The sequence below is a fragment of the Brevibacillus sp. AG162 genome (assembly GCF_006715575.1).
GTDB classification, from domain to species: Bacteria; Bacillota; Bacilli; order Brevibacillales; family Brevibacillaceae; genus Brevibacillus; species Brevibacillus brevis.
Map to the genome: position 1 here is coordinate 1 of NZ_VFNO01000010.1, position 25,841 is coordinate 25,841.

The window sequence follows — 25,841 nt, forward strand, 5'->3', positions numbered from 1 at the left end:
GTATCGTTCGATGCGGCGACCTTTGAGATTTGGGGCAGCTTGCTGAATGGGGCACAGCTGGTGCTGATGCCGCCTGATCTGCCTTCCCTGGAAGAGCTGGGACAAGCCATTCAGACGCACAAGGTTACGACGCTTTGGCTGACGGCGGGACTGTTCACCCTGATGGTGGATCATCACAAAGAGTACCTGACAGGAGTTCGGCAACTACTCGTTGGTGGAGATGTCGTCTCGGTTCCTCACGTAAGAAAAGCCTTGGAAATCGAAGGGGTCACGATTATCAACGGATACGGTCCAACGGAGAATACGACATTCACTTGCTGCTATCCAGTCACGGAGTTGCCTGAGTCGATCAGTTCTTTCCCGATTGGCCGTCCCATCAAGAATACGACTGTGTACGTACTTGATAGCAACATGCAGCCCGTCCCGATTGGTGTAACAGGTGAGCTGTACATCGGCGGAGATGGTTTGGCGAAAGGATATTTGAATCGTCCTGATTTGACGGAAGAGCGCTTTGTATCAAACCCGTTCTCAACCGATTCGCAGGCACGACTCTATCGGACTGGTGACTTGGTTCGTTACCTGCCAGATGGTCTGATCGAATTCATCGGCCGAATCGACAATCAGGTAAAAATCCGCGGATTCCGCATCGAGCTAAGTGAAGTAGAGTCCGTTTTAGCCAAACACCACGCTCTTGCCGCCTCCGTCGTCATTGTCCGCGAAGATGAGCCGGGCAAGAAACAGCTCGTCGCTTATGCGGTCAAGAAAGCGGAGCAAGAGGTTGACACAGCCGAACTGCGCCAACACTTCAAAGCACATGTTCCAGATTATATGGTGCCATCTGCTTTCGTCATGCTGGATGAATTGCCGCTTACGCCAAACGGAAAAGTAGACAGAAAAGCACTTCCAGTCCCTGTCTATGAACGCAGCCAAGATGTTGATTCGTTTACAGAGGCTACCAACCTCATCGAACAAAGACTGACGGAAATCTGGTGCGCCGTTCTGCGAATGGATCGTATCGGCATTCACGATAACTTTTTTGAGCTTGGGGGCGACTCCATCCTCAGCATTCAGATCGTCGCGCGTGCAAACAAAGCTGGCATCCATCTCACTCCGAAGAATCTTTTTGACCATCAAACGATCGCAGAGTTGGCAAAGGTTGCAGGCCAAAGCACGAAAATGGAAGCAGAGCAAGGAATGGTAACAGGTGAAGCTCCACTATTGCCGATCCAAAAATGGTTCTTCGAGCAAGAGCAACCAACACCACATCACTGGAACCAATCGATGCTCCTGCAAGTGAACGAACAATTGGACGAAGAGCATCTGGGAGAAGCCATTACCGACCTGATCGCTCACCACGACGCACTCCGCCTGCGTTATGCCTACACAAATGGACAGTGGAAGCAGACACACGTAGAAGTCGATTCGGAAGTACCGCTCATCGTGGAGGATCTTAGCATCATCTCGCCAGCTCAGCACATGAGAAAAATCGAGAAACTTTCACACCAAGCACAAGCGAGCCTGAATTTGGAAAACGGACCACTCATGAAGATCGTGTACTTCGATCTCGGGTATGATCGACCGGGCCGTTTGCTGATTGTCATCCACCATTTGGTGGTAGACGGCGTATCGTGGCGAGTGCTGATCGAAGACTTGCAAACGGCATATAGGCAGGCTGCGGAGGGAGCAGAGATTCAATTGCCAGCAAAGACAACCTCCTACAAAGCATGGGCAGAAAAAATGAATGAGTACGCATCTTCTGAACATATTGTCGCTGAAAGGGAGTACTGGATAGCTGCAGCAGACGAGATGGTGTCCTTTACACCGCCAATCCATGACGGTGAGTTGAACACAGAAGGAAACTGCCGGACGATTACGATTTCTATGGAGGAAGAAGAGACAGAAACCCTGCTGCAGAAAGTACCGTCCCGTTACCGCGCGCAAATTAATGATGTCCTATTGACCGCGTTAGCATTGGCACATGCCAAATGGACGGGAGAACAATCCCTGCTAGTCAACCTTGAAGGTCACGGTCGTGAAGAATTGTTCTCGGAGGTCGATCTATCCCGTACAGTCGGCTGGTTTACGTCCATGTATCCACTCCTGATTCGACTGGATCAGAACATGTCTCAGGAAAATGCGCTGGTAATAGTCAAAGAGAAGCTACAACAAATTCCGAACAAAGGCCTTGGATATGGCATCCTGCGCTACCTGACGAAAGATAACGAGGTGTCCGAAAAGCTAGCGGCTATTCCGCAACCACCGATTAGCTTCAACTATCTGGGACAATTCAATCAGGCGGGAGAAGGAGATTCCCTGTTTGGATTTGCGGCAGGAGAAAGAGGCTCCAACATCAGTCCGGACAACAGACGGGCGCATCTGATTGATGTGGTAGGAGTAGTCACAGAAGGCAAGCTGAACCTTAGCTTCCTCTACAGCGAGACATTGCATAGCGAAGCGAGCGTAGAGACTTTCGCCCATCATTTCACGGAAATCCTGCGTTCACTGATACAAGCGGAAAAGCAAAGCTATAAAGCCGAAGACTTCGAGGATGCAGACCTGAGTCAAACTGCGTTAAACAAGGTTCTCTCCAAGCTGAAGAAAAGAAAGGGGAATTAATCCAATGGGGGATTTTACCGATCTATACACCTTATCCCCGCTGCAAGAAGGGATGTTGTTCCATTCGCTGTACTCTGAGGGTTCAGCCTATATGGTGCAGAACATTGCCATTCTTACAGGCGAGCTTGACATCGTCAACTTTGAAAAAGCCTGGAATAAAGTGGTTCAAAGACATTCCATTTTGCGTACTGGATTCCTTTGGGAAGAGGTAGAGAAGCCGCTTCAGGTGGTCTTCGAAAGTGTTCCTTTTTCCATACACCAGGAAGACTGGTCACATCACACCGATGAAAAGCAGGAAACCATGCTGACATCGTTTTTGCAAAAAGAAAAAGAGGCGGGCTTCGACTTGAGCGAAGCCCCACTCATGCGAGTGACGGTCATCAAAAAGGCCAAAGATGTGCACCAGTTCATCTGGACCTTTCACCATTTGCTCTTGGATGGATGGAGCAGCCCCATTCTTTTTCAGGAAGTCCTCGATTTCTATGAGGCGTACTGCCAAGGCAAAGACTTGAGACTTCCACAGCCAAAGCCATTCAAAGATTATATCTCCTGGCTTCGCCGTCAGGACAAGACGAAGTCTGAAAAGTTCTGGCGCGATTTCCTAGCGTCCGTCGAGAGTCCCACACCTCTTCCCTTTGAATCTTATCCATTGAGAGATTCAGAGCAGGAAAAAGGGATTCATGAATCGACGCGAACCTTGACTGATGAAGTCACGAAAGCTCTCTTAAAGTTAGCTCGAACTTATAAAGTTACGATCAACACCATCGTGCAAGGGGCATGGGCCATTCTCCTCAGCCGTTTGAGCGGAGAAGAAAGCGTGGTTTACGGCGTAACCGGTTCCGGGCGCCCGAGCGATCTGCCAGGAGTAGAGCAGATGGTTGGAATGTTTATCAACACGTTGCCGATGAAAACGAAAGTCGAGCCTGAGCAAACGCTGGATCAGTGGTTCAAGGAGTTACAGGATCAGCAATCTAGAGTCCGACAATATGAATACTCTCCATTGGTGGATATCCAGGGCTGGACGGATGTACCGCGTGGACTACCACTGTTTGAAAGTATTTTCGTATTTGAGAACTATCCGCTGGGAGAAGGAGAAGAGAAGGAATTCGGTTTTTCCATCTCCCATGTACAGCACTTCCAAGAAGTCGATAATCCACTCACGATTGTCGGGATTCCGGGCGAGCAGTTTCGCATCAAAATGATGTACAGGACAGACCGCTTTGAGCAGGCGGCGATCGAACGGACACTTGACCAAATGGCATCCATTCTAGTAGCAATTGTCGAGAATCCGAAACAACGCCTGTCCTCAATCTCTTTTCTCAGTCAAGAAGAAAGACAGCATCTACTGGTCGGGCTTAACGATACAACGAGCGACTACCCGCGGGATAAAACCGTTCCACAACTGTTTGCCGAAACAGCGGCCCAATACCCAGATCGTATCGCCGTCGTTGCGGGGGAAGAACAGTTGACCTACGCCGAGTTGGAGGCAAAAGCCAATCAGCTTGCCAACTACTTGCAAAAGCAAGGAGTGAAAACGGGTACTTTTGTCGGACTTTGCGTAGAGCGTTCGTCAGATATGCTCGTCGGTATGCTCGGGATTCTCAAAGCAGGTGGAGCGTATGTGCCACTCGACCCTGCGTATCCCCAAGAACGTCTTGCTTTCATGCTGGCAGATGCCCAGATTTCCATTTTATTGACACAAGAGCATTTGTCAGACATGTGGCATGAACGAGAGCTAACCATTCTCTATCTCGACCAAGCTGGGGAAAAATGGGCAGAAGAAAGCACAATTGCTCCTCAAGTAGATATGAGCGCGGACAGTCTCGCCTACGTGATTTACACATCGGGTTCAACAGGTACACCAAAAGGAGTGCTGGTTGTCCATCGCGGGATTGTTCGCCTGATCAAAAACACGAACTACGTGACTATTACGGAAGAGGACGTGTTCCTGCAAGCCTCTACTGTATCATTTGATGCTGCTACCTTTGAAATTTGGGGTGCGTTGTTAAATGGTGCGAAGCTGGTGTTGATGCCGCCACATCAGCCTTCACTCGATGAACTGGGAGAGACGATTCAGAATCACAAGGTGACGACACTATGGCTGACGGCTGGTCTGTTCACGGTCATGGTTGACCACAAGGTGGAGTACTTGCGCGGCGTGCGCCAACTCCTTGTCGGTGGGGATGTTGTTTCCGCATCCCATGTACGCAAGGTCCTTTCACTTGGCGATATCACGGTGATTAACGGATATGGCCCGACGGAAAACACGACGTTTACTTGCTGCAATCCCGTCACGGAGCTTCCGGAAGGCGTCAGCTCCTTCCCAATCGGCCGACCGATCAGCAATACCACGGTGTACGTATTGGACAAACATCAACAACCTGTCCCTCTGGGGGCAGCAGGCGAATTATATATCGGCGGAGATGGTCTCGCTCTCGGTTATTTGAACAATCCGGAGTTAACAGCAGAGCGTTTTGTGGAGAATCCGTTTGACCCACAAGGAGGTTCTCGCCTGTACCGTACCGGTGACTTGGTTCGTTATTTGCCTGATGGCACGATTGAGTTTATCGGACGTATCGACAATCAGGTAAAAATCCGCGGCTTCCGCATCGAATTAGGTGAGGTGGAAGCAGCACTCAGCTTGCATCCGGCTGTGAATGAAGTAGTGGTCATGGTCCGTGAGAGTAAGCCGGGCGAGAAGCATGTAACTGCGTATCTTACCGTTTCAGGAGACAATACGCTCGAAACTTCTGATCTGCGTGCATGGACAAAAACGAAGTTGCCAGAATTCATGAGGCCATCATTTTATATTTTCCTTGATGCGATGCCTTTGACGGCAAATGGTAAAATCGACCGCAAACAACTGCCGGAACCGGAATGGACAAATCCAGCTTCCGACAAAGGCTATATGGAGCCGCGCAATCAGGTAGAAGAGCTGATTGCCAACATATGGTCGCAGGTGCTTGGAGTCGAAAAAGTGGGGATTCACGATAACTTTTTCGAGCTTGGTGGGCATTCACTATTGGCGACACGAGCCATTTCACGCCTACGAGAGGCTTTTGGAATAGAGCAGACGGTGCGCTCCATTTTTGAAAATCCGACCATTGCAGCATGGAGTGAACAGGGAGCAGCACTTCATTTGGGGGAGAAAGAAGCGATTGGTGGATCGATTCAGCCTGTGTCAAGACAAAGCAATCTGCCGTTGTCTTTTGCCCAACAGCGATTGTGGTTCTTTGATCGATTCATGCCAGAAAGTCCAATGTACAACATCCCATCTGCCCTTCGCTTGCAAGGCGAACTCGACGTAGTGGCATGGGAGAAGAGTTTACAGGCGATCATTTTGCGTCACGAAAGCTTGCGTACCACGTTCCACGAAATAGACGGACAATCCGTACAAGTCATTCATCCGCATATGGACTGGGAAATGGACATTCTGGACTTACGCGACCTATCCGCTGAAAAGAAAGAACAAAAGATAGAGCAATTGGCCGAAGCCGATGCTGCCCGAGCATTTGCCCTTGGAAAAGGACCGCTGATACGCGCGACAATGATCCAAACAGATGATCACGCGTATGTCTTCTTGATCAACATGCACCACATCATCTCTGATGGTTGGTCGATGGGCATCTTCTATCGCGAATTGCTTGCCAATTACGAAGCCTTCAGCAAACAAGAAACACCAGAGCTAGCAGAGCTACCGATTCAATATGCGGATTTTGCCACATGGCAGCGTGAGTGGCTGGATGGCGAAATCTTGGAGCAGCAGGTTACTTATTGGAAAGAAAAACTGAGTGGAGCAGAGCCGCTTCTAGCACTGCCGACAGACCGTTCGCGCCCTGCTGTGCAATCCTATAAAGGTGCCATTTACACCAAGACCTTTTCTGCGGACTTGCTCGCCAAATTGAAAGGACTTAGCCAGGAGTCCAATTCTACCTTGTTTATGACGTTGCTGGCTGCATTCCAAACCCTTCTATACCGCTATAGTGGTCAAGAAGACATCGTTGTGGGAAGTCCGGTAGCTGGACGCAATCGTCAAGAAACCGAGAATTTGATTGGATTCTTCGTCAACACTTTGGCTCTCCGAACCAACGTAACAGGAGATGTAACATTTACAGAATTACTGGCACGCGTTCGCGAAACAGCGTTGGAGGCATATGCACATCAAGATTTGCCTTTTGAAAAATTGGTCGATGAGCTACAGCTGGAGCGTAGCCTCAGCCACTCGCAGTTGTTCCAGGTCATGTTTGTGCTGCAAAACTTCCCGCTGGAGGAAGCAGTAACGTCCGGCATTCAGCTCACACCATTGGATTCTGAGCGGCATTTGACGACCTCCAAGTTTGATCTCACATTGACAATGAGAGAGCAGGCAGACGGACTTGTGGCTTCCTTTGAGTACAGCACAGATTTGTTCGACAGATCGACGATAGAGCGAATGACTGGTCATTTGCAAAATCTGCTTGAGGCTATCATCGCCCAACCAGAGGAGTCGATTGAAAAACTTGATCTTCTAAGGGAGAGCGAACGAAATCAACAGGTGGTAGAGCTTAACAACACAGCGAGCGACTACCCGCGGGATAAAACCGTTCCACAACTGTTTGCTGAAACAGCGGCCCAATACCCAGATCGTATCGCCGTCGTTGCGGGGGAAGAACAGTTGACCTACGCCGAGCTGGAGGCAAAAGCCAATCAGCTTGCCAACTACTTGCAAAAGCAAGGAGTAAAAACGGGTACTTTTGTCGGACTTTGCGTAGAGCGTTCGTCAGATATGCTCGTCGGTATGCTCGGGATTCTCAAAGCAGGTGGAGCGTATGTGCCACTCGATCCGGCGTATCCCCAAGAACGTCTGGCTTTCATGCTGGCAGATGCTAAGATTTCGATTTTATTAACACAGGAGCATTTGGCTGACAAGTGGCAAGGACAAGAGCTTGCCATTCTCAATCTCGACCTTGTTGGGGAAAAATGGACAGATGAAAGCACCGTTGCCCCTCAAGTAGATATGAGCGCGGACAGTCTCGCCTACGTCATTTACACATCGGGTTCAACAGGGACACCAAAAGGAGTGCTGGTCGTCCATCGTGGGATTGTTCGCCTGATCAAAAACACGAACTACGTGACTATTACGGAAGAGGACGTGTTCCTGCAAGCCTCTACCGTATCATTTGATGCTGCTACCTTTGAAATTTGGGGTGCGTTGTTAAATGGTGCGAAGCTGGTGTTGATGCCTCCGCATCAGCCTTCACTCGATGAACTGGGAGAGACGATTGAGAATCACAAGGTGACGACACTTTGGCTGACGTCTGGTCTGTTCACGGTCATGGTTGACCACAAGGTGGAGTACTTGCGTGGCGTGCGCCAACTACTTGTGGGTGGGGATGTTGTTTCCGCGTCACATGTACGCAAGGTGCTTTCACTTGGCGGTATCACGGTAATAAACGGCTATGGCCCGACGGAAAACACGACGTTTACTTGCTGCAATCCCGTCACGGAGCTTCCGGAAGGCGTCACTTCCTTCCCGATCGGCCGACCGATCAGCAATACGACGGTGTACGTATTGGACAAACATCAACAACCTGTCCCTCTGGGTGCAGCAGGCGAATTATATATCGGCGGAGATGGTCTCGCTCTCGGTTATTTGAACAACCCGGAGTTAACCGCAGAGCGTTTTGTGGAGAATCCGCTTGACCCACAAGGAGGTTCTCGCCTGTACCGTACTGGTGACTTGGTTCGTTATTTGCCTGATGGCACGATTGAGTTTATCGGGCGTATCGACAACCAAGTAAAAATCCGCGGCTTCCGCATTGAACTGGGCGAAATCGAGACGGTGTTGCAGAGCCACCCGGCTGTAAAAGAAACAGTACTCATGGTGAGAGAGGAAACTCCTGGAGACAAGCGCCTAGCCGCCTACCTCGTTTTTGCAGAAGAAACAGAGGTTACTCACAGCGAGATGCGATCCTATCTCAAGGATAAGCTGCCAGAGTACATGATCCCATCCGCCTTCGTGAAGTTGGACAGCTTCCCGCTGACACCAAACGGAAAAGTGGATCGCCGGGCGCTACCAATTCCTGACTATTCCCGAAATGAGGCGGACAGCGGTTATGTAGCACCTGCAACGGATCTGGAAATGAAATTGGCGGAAATCTGGAAAAGTGTGCTGGGCGTTGCGAACATCGGCATCTACGACAACTTTTTCGAATTGGGCGGCGACTCCATTCTTAGTATCCAGATCGTCGCAAGAGCCAATCATGCCGGAATTCATTTCACACCCAAGCAACTTTTTGAAAATCAAACCATTGCAGAATTGCTGCGCGTTGTTACTGATTTAAGCCAAGCAACAGATGCAAAATGGAAAAATGAACAGGGCGCCGTTACTGGAAATGTACCGCTCACTCCCATCCAAAATTGGTTCTTTGAATCCAATCAACCGTCGCTGCACCACTGGAATCAGTCGGTACTTCTGACTGTTCAGCAACCAGTAGACCTTGTTGTACTGGAGCAAACAATCGAGAGCCTTTTGGCCCATCATGATGCGTTGCGCATGCGCTTTTCACACCAGAACGGCATGTGGACACAAATGATGGAAGGTCTTGAAGAGAACGTTTCATTCCGTAGCGTGGATCTTTCTAATCTCCCTAAACAGGAACAGGAGTCCAGGCTGGAGGAAATCTCCCAAGAAGTACAAGCGAGCCTAAATATCACAGAGGGTCCCGTCGTACAAGCCGTGTACTGCAACATGGGCGAAGAGCAGGCTGGCCGACTGTTGCTCGTCATTCACCACTTAGTTGTTGACGGTGTATCGTGGCGTATTTTGCTGGAGGATCTGCAACATACCTATGATCAAATAGCGAACGGTCAAGACGTACAAATGCCAGCAAAGACGACTTCGTTCAAGATGTGGGCTGAGCAATTAGTCGCGTATGCCAATTCAGACGCCATCCTGCAAGAAAAAGAGTACTGGCTCAAACAAGATCATGAGGCGAGTCCAATCCCGATTGATCACCTTTATGAATCAAGTCAGAACACGGAAGCGACAACCAAACAAGTAACATTCTCGTTAAACGCAGGAGAAACCCGTGCCCTGTTGCAGGAAACACTTTCTCCTTACCGATTGAAAATAAACGATGTATTACTCGCTGCCTTAACAAAAGCGATGCACCGTTGGACAGGGAAACAGACGTTATCTTTCCATCTCGAGGGGCATGGACGCGAGGAAATTTTGGAAGGAGCAGATTTATCCCGCACGGTTGGCTGGTTTACGAGTATGTATCCTGTACAACTTACACTCGACCAGACGAAACCGTGGAGCGAACTGCTGAAAGCGGTCAAAGAACAGCTTCGAGCCATTCCGCAAAATGGAGTTGGCTATGGTATCCTGCACTACTTAAGTCAGGATGACGAGTTGAAAGAGCAGTTGAAGTCTCGCATGAAGCCAGAGATCAGCTTCAACTACCTCGGCCAGTTTGATCAGGTAGTTACGTCTAACGCTAAGTTCGGTATGGCTGCTGAATCGAGAGGCTCGAATCTTGCATCTGATTCCATTCGGGCGCATTTAATCGATGTAAACAGCGTCATTTCCGGAGAACAACTGCATGTCACTTGGTTTTACAACGAAAACATCCACGAGAAAAGTACGGTGGAAGCAGTTGCTCGTGATTATATGGACGCCTTGCGTGAGATTATGGCACATTGCCGCTCCGAAGAAGCAGGAGGCTATACTCCTTCCGACTTCCCGTTGTCTCGTCTGGATCAGCGTGCAATCGACACCTATGTGGGTAGAGATCACTCTATCGAGAACATCTATCCACTGACGCCGTTGCAGGAAGGAATGCTTTTCCATTCCCTGTACGAACAAGAGGGCGGAGACTATGTGGTTCAATTCTCCATGACGATCCATCATTTGCAGGTCGATGCTTTCCAGCAAGCATGGCAAAAAGTCATCGATCGTCATTCTATTCTGCGTACCTCCTTTATCTGGGATGGAGTAGTCAATCCGCATCAAATTGTCCGCAAGCAAGTATGGGTGACAGTTGATGAAAGAGATCTGCGACATTTGCCGACGGATAGGCAGAAGGCAGCGTTAGACGCATTTTTGGAAGAGGATCGCAAGCGGAACTTCTCCATTACAGAACCACCTCTCATGCGTTTGACTTTGTTCAGGATTAGCAACGAAGCGTATCGCTTTATCTGGAGCTTCCACCACGTATTACTGGACGGTTGGAGCTTGCCGCTTGTCCTGAAAGACTGGTTTGCCGCTTATCTAGCGCTGGCAGATGGAAGAGACATTCAGCTTGGGGCTGTACAGCCATTTTCCCAGTATGTTGCGTGGATCCAGCGTCAAGACTTGCAAGCTGCGGAACGCTTCTGGCGCAACCATTTGAAAGGGATATACGGACCGACACAAATCAATCTCGGACAAGCTCTCCAATCCATCGGAGAACCAAAAACCTACGACGAGCGCTTTATCCGATTCTCAACCGAGTTTACAGAACATCTGCAATCATTTGCCCGTCAGCATCAGGTAACGCTGAATACATTAATACAAAGTGCGTGGGGAATGATCCTCGGAGCTTACAGTGGTGAAGCAGATGTCGTATTCGGGGCCACTGGTTCAGGACGTCCAGCCGATTTGCATGGCGTAGAAAATATGGTTGGTCTGTTCATCAATACGCTTCCGGTTCGAATCACACTCGATCCAAGCAAAACCGTTCGGGTATGGCTGCGGGAATTGCAAGAAATGCAATTGGAGATTCGCCAATATGAGTACACGCCGCTGGTTGACATCCAAAGTTGGAGTGAATTCGAGCGCAACACATCTCTGTTCGAAAGTATTTTTATCTTTGAGAACTACCCGATCGACGAGTCTGTAAAAGAAATGGACAGCAGTATTCAGATTTCTGATGTAGACTCTGCGGAGCAAACAAACTATCCACTTACCGTAGTATGTGGCCCTGGCAAAGAATTTGTCCTCAAAATCGTTTTTGATCAAAACCGATTCGATCATGAACGTATCGAACGTGTCCTAGAGCAAATGACACTTCTGCTTCAATCGATGACAGCAAATCCTGATCAATCTCTGGCTGATGTGCGCATGATCAGCGGAAGCGAACAAGAGCAGGTTTTGGTCGAGTGGAACGAAACGAAGACGGATTATCCAACCGGGCTTTGCATTCATCAAGCATTTGAACACCAAGTAAAAAAGGCGCCAGATGCGATCGGACTCATGTACAAAGAGATGGAAATGACGTATGCCGAACTGAACCAGCGAGCGAACCAATTGGCGCATCATCTCCTTGCCCAAGGCGTGAAACCAGATACGCTCGTCGGGATTTGCATCGAGCGCTCTCCTGAGATGATCGTTGGGATTCTCGGTGTGATGAAAGCAGGTGCCGCCTATGTTCCAATCGACCCGGCACATCCGCTAGAGCGTATTGCCTACATGATCGAGGATTCGCAGGCAAACATCGTGTTGACCCAGCAATCTCTGGCAAACCATTTGGGTACAACAAAGGCTCAGGTCATTTGCCTTGACAGTAATGCTCTGGACAATGAACCTGTTTACGATGTGGCAAGTGGGATTACAGAACAAAATCTTGCTTATGTCATTTACACATCTGGTTCCACTGGCTTGCCCAAAGGCGTAATGGTCGAACACCATAGTGCGATGAATATGGCTTATTACCTGATCGATTTGTTCCAAGTCCAACCGTCTAGCCGCGTCTTGCAGTTATGTTCGTTCAGCTTTGACGTATCTGTTGCTGAGATCGTCATGGCTTTGATTTCGGGTGCGACCTTAGTCATTGAGGATCGGGAAATGCTCTTGCCAGGCCCTGAACTCATCTCTGTCTTGCAAGAAAAACAAATCACAACTGTGATGACGGTGCCCGCTGTACTGGCAGCATTACCTGACGCCGACCTGCCTGATCTGAAAACATTAGTGATCGGTGGCGAAGCACCAAGCAATGAGCTCATCACTCGCTATGCAAAGCATCGTCAATTTTTCAATTGCTACGGACCAACGGAGGCAACCGTTTGCACTACACTGATGCTTTTGGATGCGAATCTGACGAGCACGCCAATTGGCCGCCCAATCGCCAATGCGACCATCTACGTATTAGATGCCAATCTGAAGCCTGTCCCTATAGGCGTACCAGGTGAGCTGTACATTGGTGGAAAAGGCTTGGCACGCGGTTACTGGAATCGTCCAGAGCTTACAGCGGAACGCTTTATCACTCATCCGTTTGGAGCGGAAGGTGAACGTCTGTATCGCACGGGGGATCAGGTGCGCTATTTGCAAGACGGTAACCTCGAATTCCTCGGACGTATCGATAATCAGGTGAAAATTCGCGGCTTCCGCATCGAATTAGGCGAAATCGAAAACGCATTGAGAAAGCACTCTGCGATTCGGGAAGCTGTCATTACCGTACGAGACAATCGTTTGGCTGCTTATCTGGTTGCAATGGGTGAAGAGAAGCCAGCTACAGAGGAGCTCGCTCTCTATCTGAAAGAGACATTGCCAGATTACATGATTCCAGCAGGCATAGTCTGGATCGAGGCTATTCCGCTTACGGTCAACGGAAAAGTAGACCACCGAGCACTGCCTACACCGGATTGGGGACTTTTGACCACACACCAAGAGTATGTCGCACCTCGCACACCAGCAGAAGAAATAGTGGGGAACATTTGGACACAGGTGCTTTCCGTTGAGCAAGTCGGGATTCACGACAATTTCTTTGAACGAGGGGGACATTCCCTCCTGGCTACCCAAGCGATTTCCCGTATGCGTCAAGCTTTTGGCGTAGCCATGCCGCTTCGTACGCTGTTTGATTATCCGACAACGGCTGCGATCAGTGAAAAAATTACGACATTGTTACAAGGGGAAGCGGGTCTTACTGACATCCCGCTCGTGCCAGTGTCGCGTGACGAACACTTGCCGCTCTCGTTTGCACAGCAACGTTTGTGGTATTTGGACAAGCTGTTGCCAGACAGTTCCGTATACAACATCCCATCTGCTGTTCGTCTGATCGGTGAGCTAGACGTCGATGCGTGGGAGCGCAGTCTCAAGCTGATCATCCAACGTCATGAGAGCTTGCGTACAACTTTCTCCGATATCAATGGAGAAGCCGTTCAAGTTATTTACCCGAATATTGAGTGGAACCTGGAACGAATCGACTTACGAGACTGGAACGAAGAGGAGCGAGAAGTAGAAGCATTGCGTCTCGCCATAGAAGATGCAGAACAATCGTTTCATCTGAATCAAGGGCCGTTATTGCGGGCAAAACTGATTTGCATGGATGAACAAGCGTATGTATTTTTGCTCAATTTACACCACATCATTGCGGATGGATGGTCCATGAGTGTATTCATGGGTGAGTTAGTCTCCATCTACGAAGCGTTATCTGCTGGAGAAACACCACAGCTTGCCGAAATGCCGCTGCAATATGCAGACTATGCGGCATGGCAACGCAATTGGTTGCAAGGAGAAGTATTGGAGCAACAATTGGCGTACTGGAAAAAACAAATAGGCGATGCAGAACCACTTCTGAGATTGCCGACAGATCGTCCACGCCCTGCCGTTCAGAGCCATAAAGGGGCGATGCATACGATTAGGCTCTCAGAAAAACTGCTTGCCGATCTAAAAGCGCTTAGCCGTGAAGAAGGATCAACCTTATTCATGACTTTGCTAGCTGCCTTTCAGACACTGCTCTATCGCTACAGTGGTCAAAATGACATCCTCGTCGGAAGTCCGGTCGCAGGACGAAATCGACAGGAAATGGAGTCACTTATTGGTTTCTTCATTAACACCTTGGTCATGCGTACGGACATGTCTGGGGAGCCAACCTTCCGAGACTTGCTTGCAAAAGTACGAGAGACCGCACTGGAAGCTTATGCGCATCAAGACCTGCCGTTTGAAAAACTGGTAGATGAACTGGAGCTGGAACGAAGCCTGAGCTACTCACCGTTGTTCCAAGTGATGTTCGTACTGCAAAACATCCCGATGGAAGTACAAGAATTGTCCCAGATTCGCATCGAGCCTTTCCACAGAGGTCAGGAAGGCGTAAGCGCCAAGTTTGACATCACCTTGACCACCGTAGAAGCACCTGATGGACTTATCGCCACATTCGAGTACAACACCGATCTTTTTGATCCAGCAACGATCGAGCGCATGGGGAACCATTTCTCCAACCTGCTGGAGGCGATTTCGATCAATCCGATGCAACCGGTCACAGCCATACCTCTCTTGAGCGATATGGAACAGGAGCAGCTTCTCCTTCAATGGAATGATACAAATGTACCTTATGAACGTGAAACATGCGTACATGAAAGGGTTGCACGGATTGCACAAGAGTTGCCAAATCAATTAGCAGTTGTTTCCGAAGAAGGGCAGATCACCTATGCAGAACTGGATGCCAAAGCGAATCAGGTAGCGAACTACCTGCAAAAACAGGGAGTATCCTCCGAAACACTTGTCGGCATCTGCGTAGAACGTTCCATCGATATGCTTATCGGTCAGCTAGGAATACTCAAAGCTGGCGGTGCTTATGTCCCAATGGACACGGCGTATCCACAAGAGCGCCTTGCTTTCATGATGAAAGATGCCAATATGCCAGTTGTATTAACCCAAGAACGACTGTTAGGGCGATTGCCGGAAGGAACTGCATCATTCATCTGCTTGGACCGTGATTGGACTATCATTTCGGAAGAGAGCAGCGAGGCACCGAACATGGCAATGACAACAGAGAATCTGGCGTATGTCATCTATACGTCTGGCTCTACTGGAACGCCAAAAGGGGTAGAAATCGAACATGCCGCCTTGTTAAATCTCATTTTCTGGCACCAACGGTCGTACAGCGTAGATTCAAATGATCGAGCTTCACAAATCGCAGGGACAGCCTTTGATGCATCTGTTTGGGAAATCTGGCCGTACCTGACAAAGGGAGCAACGCTTTATCTCCCATCTGAAGAAATTCGTCTTGTACCGGAGGAACTCAGAGATTGGCTTGTTGCATCGGGTATCACGATTAGCTTTTTGCCAACGCCATTGGCGGAAAGGTTGCTTACCTTGGAATGGCCTAGCGACACGAAGCTGCGCTATATGCTCACAGGTGGCGACAAGCTACACGATTACCCACCAGCAACAATGCCGTTTACTCTTGTGAACCAATACGGACCAACCGAAAACGCGGTTGTCGCCACAGCAGGTGCCGTTCCGCCAGAAGCTACTCATGTTTTCGCACCATCAATCGGACGTCCAATAGATAATGTGCAGGTATACGTCCTTGATGAAAAGCGAAAACCTGTGCCGATTGGTGTAGCCGGTGAGCTCTATATCGCAGGAGACAGCTTGGCACGGGGCTATCTGAAGCGCCCTGATCTAACCAAAGAGAGGTTCGTAGCCAATCCATACTCACAAAAACCGGGAGCGCGCATGTACCGAACTGGTGACCTGGTTCGTTACCTGCCAGATGGAAACATAGATTTCATTGGTCGCGCTGACGATCAGGTGAGCATTCGAGGATTCCGGGTCGAACTGGGTGAAATTGAAACGGCTCTGTACACTCATCCAGCGGTAAAAGAAACCATCGTCCTCGTACGTGAGGATATTCCGGGCGTAAAACGACTCGCTGCCTACGTCGTACTTGGAGAAAAACAAGAAATTCAAGCAAGTGACTTCCGCAGCTATCTAAAGGAAAAGCTGCCTGAGTACATGGTGCCAGCTGCATTTGTCATCATGGGTAACCTGCCGCTGACTCCAAACGGTAAGGTAGATCGACAAGCATTGCCTGTACCTGATTTCTTACACAATGAAGCAGAAGGCAGTTTTGCAGCTCCGACAACTGCTATTGAGGCTACGCTTGCAGATATATGGAAAAATGTTCTAGGTATTGACAACGCTGGCATTTATGACAACTTTTTCGAGTTGGGTGGAGACTCAATCTTGAGTATCCAAATTGTTTCTCGAGCCAATCAGGCTGGAATTCGTTTGACACCGAAACAGCTCTTGAGAAATCAAACCATCGCGGAACTGGCAAGAGTCGTAACAGAGACTGGCGGCATACAAGCAGTAAAAATCGAAGCAGAACAAGGCATCTTGACGGGAGAGGTGCCGCTCACGCCAATTCAATCGTGGTTCTTCACGACTGAACAGCCGTCGATCCATCATTGGAACCAATCCTTGCTTTTGACGGTTCGACAACCCGTTGACCTGAATGTTCTAGAGCGTGTCATCGAGAGTCTGCTCACTCATCATGACGCATTACGTATGCGATATAACCATACCGAGCAAGGCTGGACCCAACATTTGGAAGGACGTCCTGATACCATTCCATTCCGTAGTGTGGATCTGTCCACTTTCTTAGCAGAAGAACAAGCTGGTCGTCTGGAGCAAATCGCAAACGAGGTGCAATCAAGTCTACATGTAAGTGAGGGACCCGTTTTCCAAGCCGTTTACTTCCATCTTGGAGCGGACCTACCTGGTCGTCTGCTGATTGTTGCCCACCATTTGGTGATAGACGGTGTTTCCTGGCGCATTTTGCTAGAGGATCTGCAAACAGCTTACGGGCAACTTGTAAACGATCAACCGGTACAATTCCCAGCGAAAACGACTTCATTCAAGTCATGGGCAGAGCAATTGCAATCCTATGCGAATTCCGAAGCGTTCGAGCCGGAAAAAGCGTTCTGGCTGGGCCAAAGTGATGAAGTGAATCCACTTCCAATTGACCGTGCTTTCGAACCAAGTCAAAACACAGATGCAACCTCCAAGCAAGTAAGTCTTGCGCTTACTATTGAAGAAACTCGCGCGTTGTTGCAGGAGACGCTTTCGCCTTACCGCCTGCAAATCAATGATGTATTGCTTACCGCTTTAACCAAAGCAATGAATCGTTGGACAGGTGAAAAAATAGTAGCCGTTCATCTGGAAGGGCACGGACGTGAGGAAATGATCGAAGGAGCGGACTTATCCCGAACGGTTGGCTGGTTTACGAGCATGTACCCGGTACAGCTTTCAATTGACCCGTCGAAACCGTGGGGTGACGCTTTGAAAGCGGTCAAGGAACAGCTTCGTCGCATTCCAAAGAAAGGTGTCGGCTACGGCATTTTCCGATACCTCAGTCAGGATGAGGAGTTGAAAAAACTCCTAGGTGAAAAGCCGCAGCCAGAAATCAGCTTCAACTACCTTGGGCAGTTTGATCAGATCGTTCAAGTCGAATCGAGATTTGGCATGGCACAAGAATCAAGAGGCTCCAATCTGGGGAAAGACACAATACGCCAGCACCTGATTGATGTAAACAGTGTCATCACCGGAGAACAACTCCATGTCACATGGATATATAGCGAAAATATTCACGAGGAAAGCACGATTCAAGAGCTTGCGTGCAACTATCTGGAAGCTTTGCGCGAGATCATTGCGCACTGCCAGTCCGAAGAAGCAGGCGGCTATACGCCATCTGACTTCCCACTAGCGCGAATGGATCAACGTGCTATCGACAAGCATCTGGGACAGGATCGCCTGATCGAAAACGTCTATCCACTCAGTCCATTGCAAGGTGGCATGCTGTTCCACTCCCTGTACGAGCAAGAGGGGGGAGACTATATTGTTCACTTTGCCATGACGATGGAGGGCTTGCACGTCGATGCGTTTGAACAGGCGTGGCAAAAGGTAGTGGATCGACATCCGATTCTACGTACCTACTTTATTTGGGAAGGTTTAGAGGCTCATCAGATTGTACGCAAACAAGTAAAAGCATCTGTAGAAAAAATCGACCTTCGTCATTTGACGACGGAGCAGCAAAAAGCGGAACTGGCTCACTATCTAGAAGCTGACCGTAGACGCAATTTCGAGATTGCTTCCCCGCCACTTATGCGTTGGACGTTGTTCCACTTACGTGAGGGAATTTATCGCTTCACGTGGAGCTTCCATCATGTATTGCTAGATGGTTGGAGCGTCCCGATTGTACTAAAAGACTGGTTTAGTGCTTATGTGGCCATAGCGGAAGATCGAGAGGTTTCGTACAGCTTCGTCCAACCATTCTCTGCGTACATCGATTGGGTACAGCGCCAAGACTTGCGTGCTGCCGAACATTTTTGGCGCGAACAGCTTAAAAACTTCCAAGAGTCTACACCATTAGCGATGAGTAACCACTCAGGCGGCCAGGAAAATATGCCGAAAGTGTACGAAGAGAAAGAAATTCGCTTATCGGCGGAAATGACTTCACGTTTGCAAGCCTTTGTCCGTACCCATCAGTTGACATTGAATACGCTTGTCCAAGGAGCATGGGCTCTCATCCTGAGCCGATACGCCGCAACGGATGATGTCGTCTTCGGTGCAACCGTTTCCGGTCGACCGGCTGATCTCCCTACCGTAGAGGGCATGGTTGGTCTCTTCATTAACACTCTGCCGATTCGTGTTTTGATAGATGCGAACAAATCGGTGCGGGAATGGCTACGCGAGATTCAAGAACATCAAGTGGAGCTGCGCCAGTTTGAGTACACGCCGTTGGTTGACATCCAAGGCTGGAGTGAAATGGCGCGTAATGCTGCCCTGTTCGAGAGCATCTTCATTTTTGAGAATTACCCGATCGGTGAATCGGTAAAAGATGAACATTATGAACTGCAATTATCGGACGTGGAGACGATGGAACAAACGAATTATCCAATCACCGTTGTCTGCGGTCCGGGTATAGAGTTCATCCTTAAGATCAAATACGACCAAAGCCGATTCGCGTCTGAAAATATCGAACGTGTACTGCACCAGATGTCTTACTTGCTCGAATCCATGATGGCAAAACCTGAACAGTGCCTTGCAGAGGTGTCGATGATCAGTGAAACCGAGCGCCAACAGGTATTAGTCGAATGGAATGACACGAGCGTGGATTATCCGACCCAGCTTTGCGTCCACCAGGCATTCGAGAAACAAGTGGAAAAGACACCTGATGCGATTGCACTCGTCTACAAGAAGACGGAGTTGACCTATGCCGAGCTAAACAAACGTGCAAACCAGCTGGCACACAGACTGATTGCAATGGGTGTGCAACCGGATAAGCTAGTTGGCATTTGCGTCGAGCGCTCTTTCGAGATGATCATTGCTTTCCTCGGTGTGATGAAAGCAGGGGCTGCTTATGTGCCTATTGATCCGGCGCATCCGCAAGATCGCATTGCCTACATGATCGAAGATTCGCAAGCGAACATTTTGTTGACGCAAGTATCGCTGAAAGACATGCTGCCAGTCCCTTCTAACCAGATCATTTGCCTTGATAGCGATGAACTGGCAGAGGAGCCTACCACAAACGTGGATAGCAGCGTCAACGAGCATCATCTCGCCTACGTCATCTATACTTCTGGATCAACTGGATTGCCCAAAGGGGTGATGGTCGAGCACCACTCCGTGATCAATTTGACACATGCCCTGATCCATTCGTTCCAAATCGATGAGACGAGCCGGGTTTTGCAATTCACATCCTTTAGCTTTGATGTTTCTGTCTCCGAGATCGCTATGACCCTGCTCGCTGGCGCCACGCTAGTCATTGAGGATCGCGAATTACTTTTACCTGGTCCGGAGTTGATCCAAGTCCTGCAGGAACAACGCATCACGATCGTGACAATGGCTGCCTCCGTAGTATCTGCCTTGCCACAAGCGGATTTGCCAGACCTGAAGACTCTGATTGTCGGCGGAGAAGCGTTAAGCCGTGAGCTTGTCGCCCGTCACGCGAAGGATCTCGAGTTCTTTAACTGCTACGGACCAACAGAAACAACCGTCACCGCTACTCTCATACGTTGTGAGAATAACGGAAAAAATCCGTCAATCGGCCGACCCATTGCTAATGTGGAAGTGTATGTACTGGATGCAAACCGGCAACCTGTGGCAATCGGCGTACCAGGCGAGCTGTACATCGGCGGAAAAGGAATAGCCAGAGGGTACTGGAATCGTCCTGAGCTTACGAAAGAACGCTTTATCACTCATCCGTTCGGCAAGGAAGGAGAACGCCTCTACCGGACTGGGGACCTGGTTCGCTATTTGGAAGACGGACAGCTCGAATTCCTCGGACGAATCGACGACCAAGTCAAAATTCGCGGATATCGAATCGAGCTGGGCGAAATCGAGAATAGACTCAGACAGCATCCAGCCGTTCAGAATGTCGTCGTTATCGCGCGTGAGGATCGGGAAGGCGACAAGCGTTTGGCAGCTTATCTCGTTGCAGCGAACGAACAACAACCGGGTGAAGCTGAGCTTATACACTACCTGAAAGAGACCCTGCCAGAATACATGGTTCCAGCAGGTTACGTATGGATGGCAGAGATTCCGCTCACAGTCAACGGGAAAGTAAATCGCCGCGCCCTTCCAGCACCGGATTGGGGACAAGGGGGGACAGAGAAAGAATATGTGGCACCGCGAACACCAACAGAGGAAATCGTTGCCCATATTTGGTCGCAGGTTCTTTCCGTTGAGGGAATTGGAATCCACGATGACTTCTTTGATCTGGGTGGACATTCACTCTTGGCTACCCAAACCGTTTCCCGCCTGAAAGAAACATTTGGTGTGGAAGTACCACTCCGTGCCTTGTTCGAAAATCCGAACGTGGCACAAATGAGCGAAAAGGTAACCGGACTACTGGAAGCCAAATCGAATGTTGCCAGCATTCCACTTGCACCCGTTTCTCGCGACCAGCATCTACCGCTCTCATTTGCACAGCAACGCTTGTGGTTCTTGGATCGCTTAATGCCGAACAGCGCCTTGTACAACATCCCGTCTGCCATGCGGATGCAAGGACACCTCAACATCCATGCATGGGAACGCAGTCTGCAGATGATCATCGAGCGACACGAGAGCTTGCGAACAACTTTCACTGACATCAACGGCGAAGCGATACAAGTCATTCACCCAGAAATCGCGTGGAGTCTGAGCAAGATTGATTTGCGTGATCTACCAGAAGAAGAGCGTGACACCGAGGTACATCGCCTGGAGAGAGAAGAGGCTACCAAGCCATTTGACCTAAGTACAGGACCTTTACTGCGGGCCACGATCATCCAGATCGGCGAAGAGAATTTCGTCTTCCTGCTTAACATGCACCATATCGTATCTGACGGCTGGTCGATGAACATTTTCATCCGAGAGCTGGTTGTGATTTATGAAGCGCTTCGCAAGGAAGAAACGCCGCAACTCACCGACATGCCACTACAATATGCAGACTTTGCAGCTTGGCAGCGTGAATGGCTACAAGGTGAGGCGCTGGAGCAACAACTCGCATACTGGAAGGCAAAACTGAGTGGCAGTGAGCCGCTATTGGCCTTACCGACAGATCGTCCGCGTCCACCTGTACAGACATATAATGGAGCCTTATACACGACGAGTTTCCCAACGGAGCTTGTGGAAAAATTACACGCGCTCAGCCGACAAGAAGGCGCCACGCTCTTTATGACCTTGCTCGCTGCATTCCAAATCCTGCTTCATCGCTACAGCGGTCAAGACGACATTATCGTCGGAAGTCCGGTTGCTGGACGCAATAGACAAGAAACGGAGTCATTAATTGGCTTCTTCATCAACACGCTGGCGATGAGAACCGATATGTCTGGCGCTCCAACCTTCCGTGAACTACTTGCAAGAGTGCGCGAGTCTGCACTGGAGGCATATACCCATCAAGACCTGCCCTTTGAAAAGTTAATAGATGAGCTGGAGTTGGAACGTAGCCTAAGCTATTCGCCGCTCTACCAAGTCATGTTCGCTCTGCAAAACTTCCAAATGCAGACTCATGAGCTTGAGGGCATTCGGATTGCTCCGTTTGAAAGCAAGAGCCAAGAAGTGATGTCCAAATACGACATCAGCTTGACGATGGGAGAAACGCCAAACGGCCTGATCGCTACGTTTGATTACAATACAGATTTGTTCGACCAAACAACGATGGAGCGAATGGTGAATCATTTCCATTATTTACTGGAGGGAATTGTCGCCCAACCAGATCGTTCGATCATGGCGTTACCACTGCTTCGTCCGGATGAACGTGAACAGCTTATACTCGCGTGGAACAACACAGCTGCAAATTACACGTATGAGAAGACAGTACACGAGCTAGTCACCGAAATGACAAGGAAAATGCCGAATCAACTGGCAGTTGTCTCCGAGGAAGGCTCGCTCACCTACGCAGAGCTGGATTCGAAAGCGAATCAACTGGCGAACTACTTGCAACAACAGGGGGTTACGACAGAGACTCTCGTTGGTATTTGCGTCGAACGCTCCGTCGAGATGCTGATCGGCCAATTAGGGATTCTCAAAGCAGGCGGCGCGTTTGTTCCGATGGACCCATCTTATCCAAAGGAACGTCTTGCCTTCATGATGGATGACACGAACATGCCGATCGTATTGACCCAAGAACGCTTGCTTGAAGCATTGCCAACAGGTGATGCAGCGTTTATTTGTCTCGACATCGATTGGGATTTGATTGCCAATGAGTGCACGGAATCACCCGAAATCACGACGACAACGAACAATCTCGCCTATGTCATTTACACCTCCGGTTCTACCGGAAAACCAAAAGGAGTGGAAATCGAGCAACGCGCTCTATTGAATCTCATCTATTGGCACCAGCACGCTTACAACGTCACGCCAGAGGATAAAGCATCACAAATCGCCGGAACAGCATTCGACGCCGCTGTCTGGGAAATCTGGCCGTATCTGACGGCTGGAGCCACGCTGTATCTGCCACAAGAAGAGATTCGTCTCGTACCGGAAAAACTGCGTGATTGGCTCGTCGGCTCAGGAATCACGATCAGCTTCCTGCCAACGCCATTAGCAGAGAGCTTGATGTCTGTTGAATGGCCGACCGATTCAGATTTGCGCTACATGCTGACGGGCGGTGACAAGCTGCATCACTATCCATCGGCTCATCTGCCATTTACATTGGTAAATCAGTATGGGCCAACGGAAAATGCCGTCGTCGCTACAGCAGGCATCGTTCCTGTACAAGCTGGTCAGATAGCTGCACCAACAATCGGACGCCCAATCGACAATGTGCAAGTATACGTTCTTGATGCAAAGCTGCAACCCGTGCCGATCGGCGTTGCAGGTGAACTGTACATCGCAGGGAACAGCTTGGGTCGCGGGTATCTAAATCGTCCTGATCTGACACAAGAACGCTTCGTCGAAAACCCGTTCGCTCACATTCGAGGGGCAAAAATGTACCGCACAGGAGACCTTGTACGCTACCTGCCGGACGGCAACATCGAGTTTATCGGTCGTGCCGACGATCAGGTGAGTATCCGGGGGTTCCGCGTCGAGCTGGGCGAGATTGAAACCGCCTTGTACACTCACCCTTCTGTCAAAGAAACGATCGTCCTTGCCCGGGAAGACATGCCAGGTGTGAAACGACTGGCCGCGTATGTCGTGCTTGAAGAAGAGGGAGAGGATCAAGCTGGCAACTTCGACAGCTACCTCAAAGAAAAACTGCCGGAGTACATGGTACCAGCCGCATTCGTGATCATGGATACTCTGCCACTCACTCCAAATGGCAAAGTAGACCGTCGTGCATTACCTGTACCGGAGTACACCGTGAGTAATGGAGAATTCGTTGCACCAGAGACGTTTGTCGAGAGAGTATTGGCCGAAATATGGAAAAAGGTTCTAGGATTAGAGCAAGTCGGCATTCACGATAACTTCTTCGAACTCGGTGGTGATTCGATTCTAAGCATTCAGATCGTGGCCCGTGCAGCCCAATCTGGAATTCGCTTGTCACCGAAGCTCTTGTTCGAAAATCAGACGATTGCCGAGTTGACACATGCGATCGGGGAGTCGGTTAACATTTTCGCCGAGCAAGGCATCGTCACAGGGGAAGTGCCACTCCTGCCGATTCAGCGCTGGTTCTTCGAGCAAAAATTGGCAGATCGCAACCACTGGAACCAATCTGTCCTTTTAACGGTCAAACCGATCGATCCAGAGATTTTGAGACAAGCATTCTATCACTTGCTCGGACATCATGATGCCCTCCGCCTCCGCTTCTACCATCAGGATGGAAAATGGAAGCAAATCAACGATGATTGGACAGATATCATTCCATTTACCGTAGAGGAATTGGGTCATTTGCCGTATGAAGAGCAAGTAAAGCGCATCGGGGAAATCTCTGAGGAAGCTCAGGCAAGCTTGCATCTCTCGGAAGGTCCGTTGCTCCGTGCCGTCTATTTCGATTTGGGCAGTGAACAGGAAGGCCGCTTGCTAATCGTCATTCACCACTTGGCAGTCGATGGTGTGTCTTGGCGCATCATCACGGAAGACTTGAATAAGGCCAGCTCCCAACTGCTACAAGGCAAGCAGGTGCAACTGCCGCCAAAGACCAGCTCCTACAAGTATTGGGCTGAAAAATTGACGGAGTACGCTCAATCGGACAGCCTGCGAGAGGAAGCGGATTATTGGCTAAGCAGCTTCGATACAGAAGTAAACGCTCTGCCAAAAGATGATGAGAACGGAAAGAACCGAGAGCTTACTGCCAAGATGGTTTCTGTTGCACTTACGCAGGAAGAAACCAAAGTGCTCATACAGGAATTGCCTTCGATTTACCAAACTCAGATCAATGACGTCTTGCTCACTGCATTGGCAGAAGCGATCTTCGTCTGGACTGGCAATCAAACCTCGCTCGTCCATTTGGAAGGACACGGACGTGAAGAGCTCTTCGACGATGTCGATCTGTCCCGTACCTTGGGGTGGTTCACGAGCATGTATACCATCCTCTTGGATACGAGGGGAACTACCTCTCTCAAAGAAGCGCTGCAAACGACCAAAGAACAGCTGCGTAGCATTCCGAACAAGGGGATCGGCTATGGAATTCTCCGTTACCTGAACGAGGAGATGACTGAAAAGTTCAAGTCTTTGCCAAAAGCAGAGATTAGCTTCAACTACCTCGGTCAGCTTGATCAGGCAGTCGATGAGACAGAATCCTTGTTTGGCTTTGCAAACGAGGCAAGAGGCGACAACTTCAACCGCAATTCAGAACGTCAGCACCTGCTGGATTTCGGTAGCTCTGTCGTTGGGGGACAATTGATTGTCACGATCGCCTTCAGTGAAGAGATTTATCGCAAAGAAACGGTCAAAGATTTGGCGGATTACTATGTAAATGCGCTACGACAATTGATCGAGCTAGGTCAGACGGAGACGGCCGCAACACCAACGACAAGTGATCTGTCCGAATTCGGTTGGGATGATGAAGAGATTGCCGACTTACTTGATCTCATCCAAGACAAGTAATGAATAC

2 protein-coding genes are annotated in these 25,841 nt (G+C 49.5%); both read left to right on the forward strand.

Annotated elements, in window-relative coordinates:
• The coding region (locus FB479_RS24085) for a condensation domain-containing protein (RefSeq protein WP_142066966.1) at positions 1 to 2,616 on the forward strand (2,616 nt) is incomplete at its 5' end.
• A 4-nt stretch (positions 2,617 to 2,620) separates the two neighbouring features.
• Complete coding sequence (lgrC, locus tag FB479_RS24090; protein WP_142066967.1) at positions 2,621 to 25,834, forward strand: linear gramicidin non-ribosomal peptide synthetase LgrC; 23,214 nt, start codon at positions 2,621 to 2,623, stop codon at positions 25,832 to 25,834.
• The last annotated feature ends 7 nt before the right edge of the window (positions 25,835 to 25,841 follow it).

Excerpts from the sequence above, each read along its gene's own strand:
- lgrC (WP_142066967.1), top strand. The coding sequence starts at position 2,621 with ATGGGGGATTTTACCGATCTATACACCTTATCCCCGCTGCAAGAAGGG.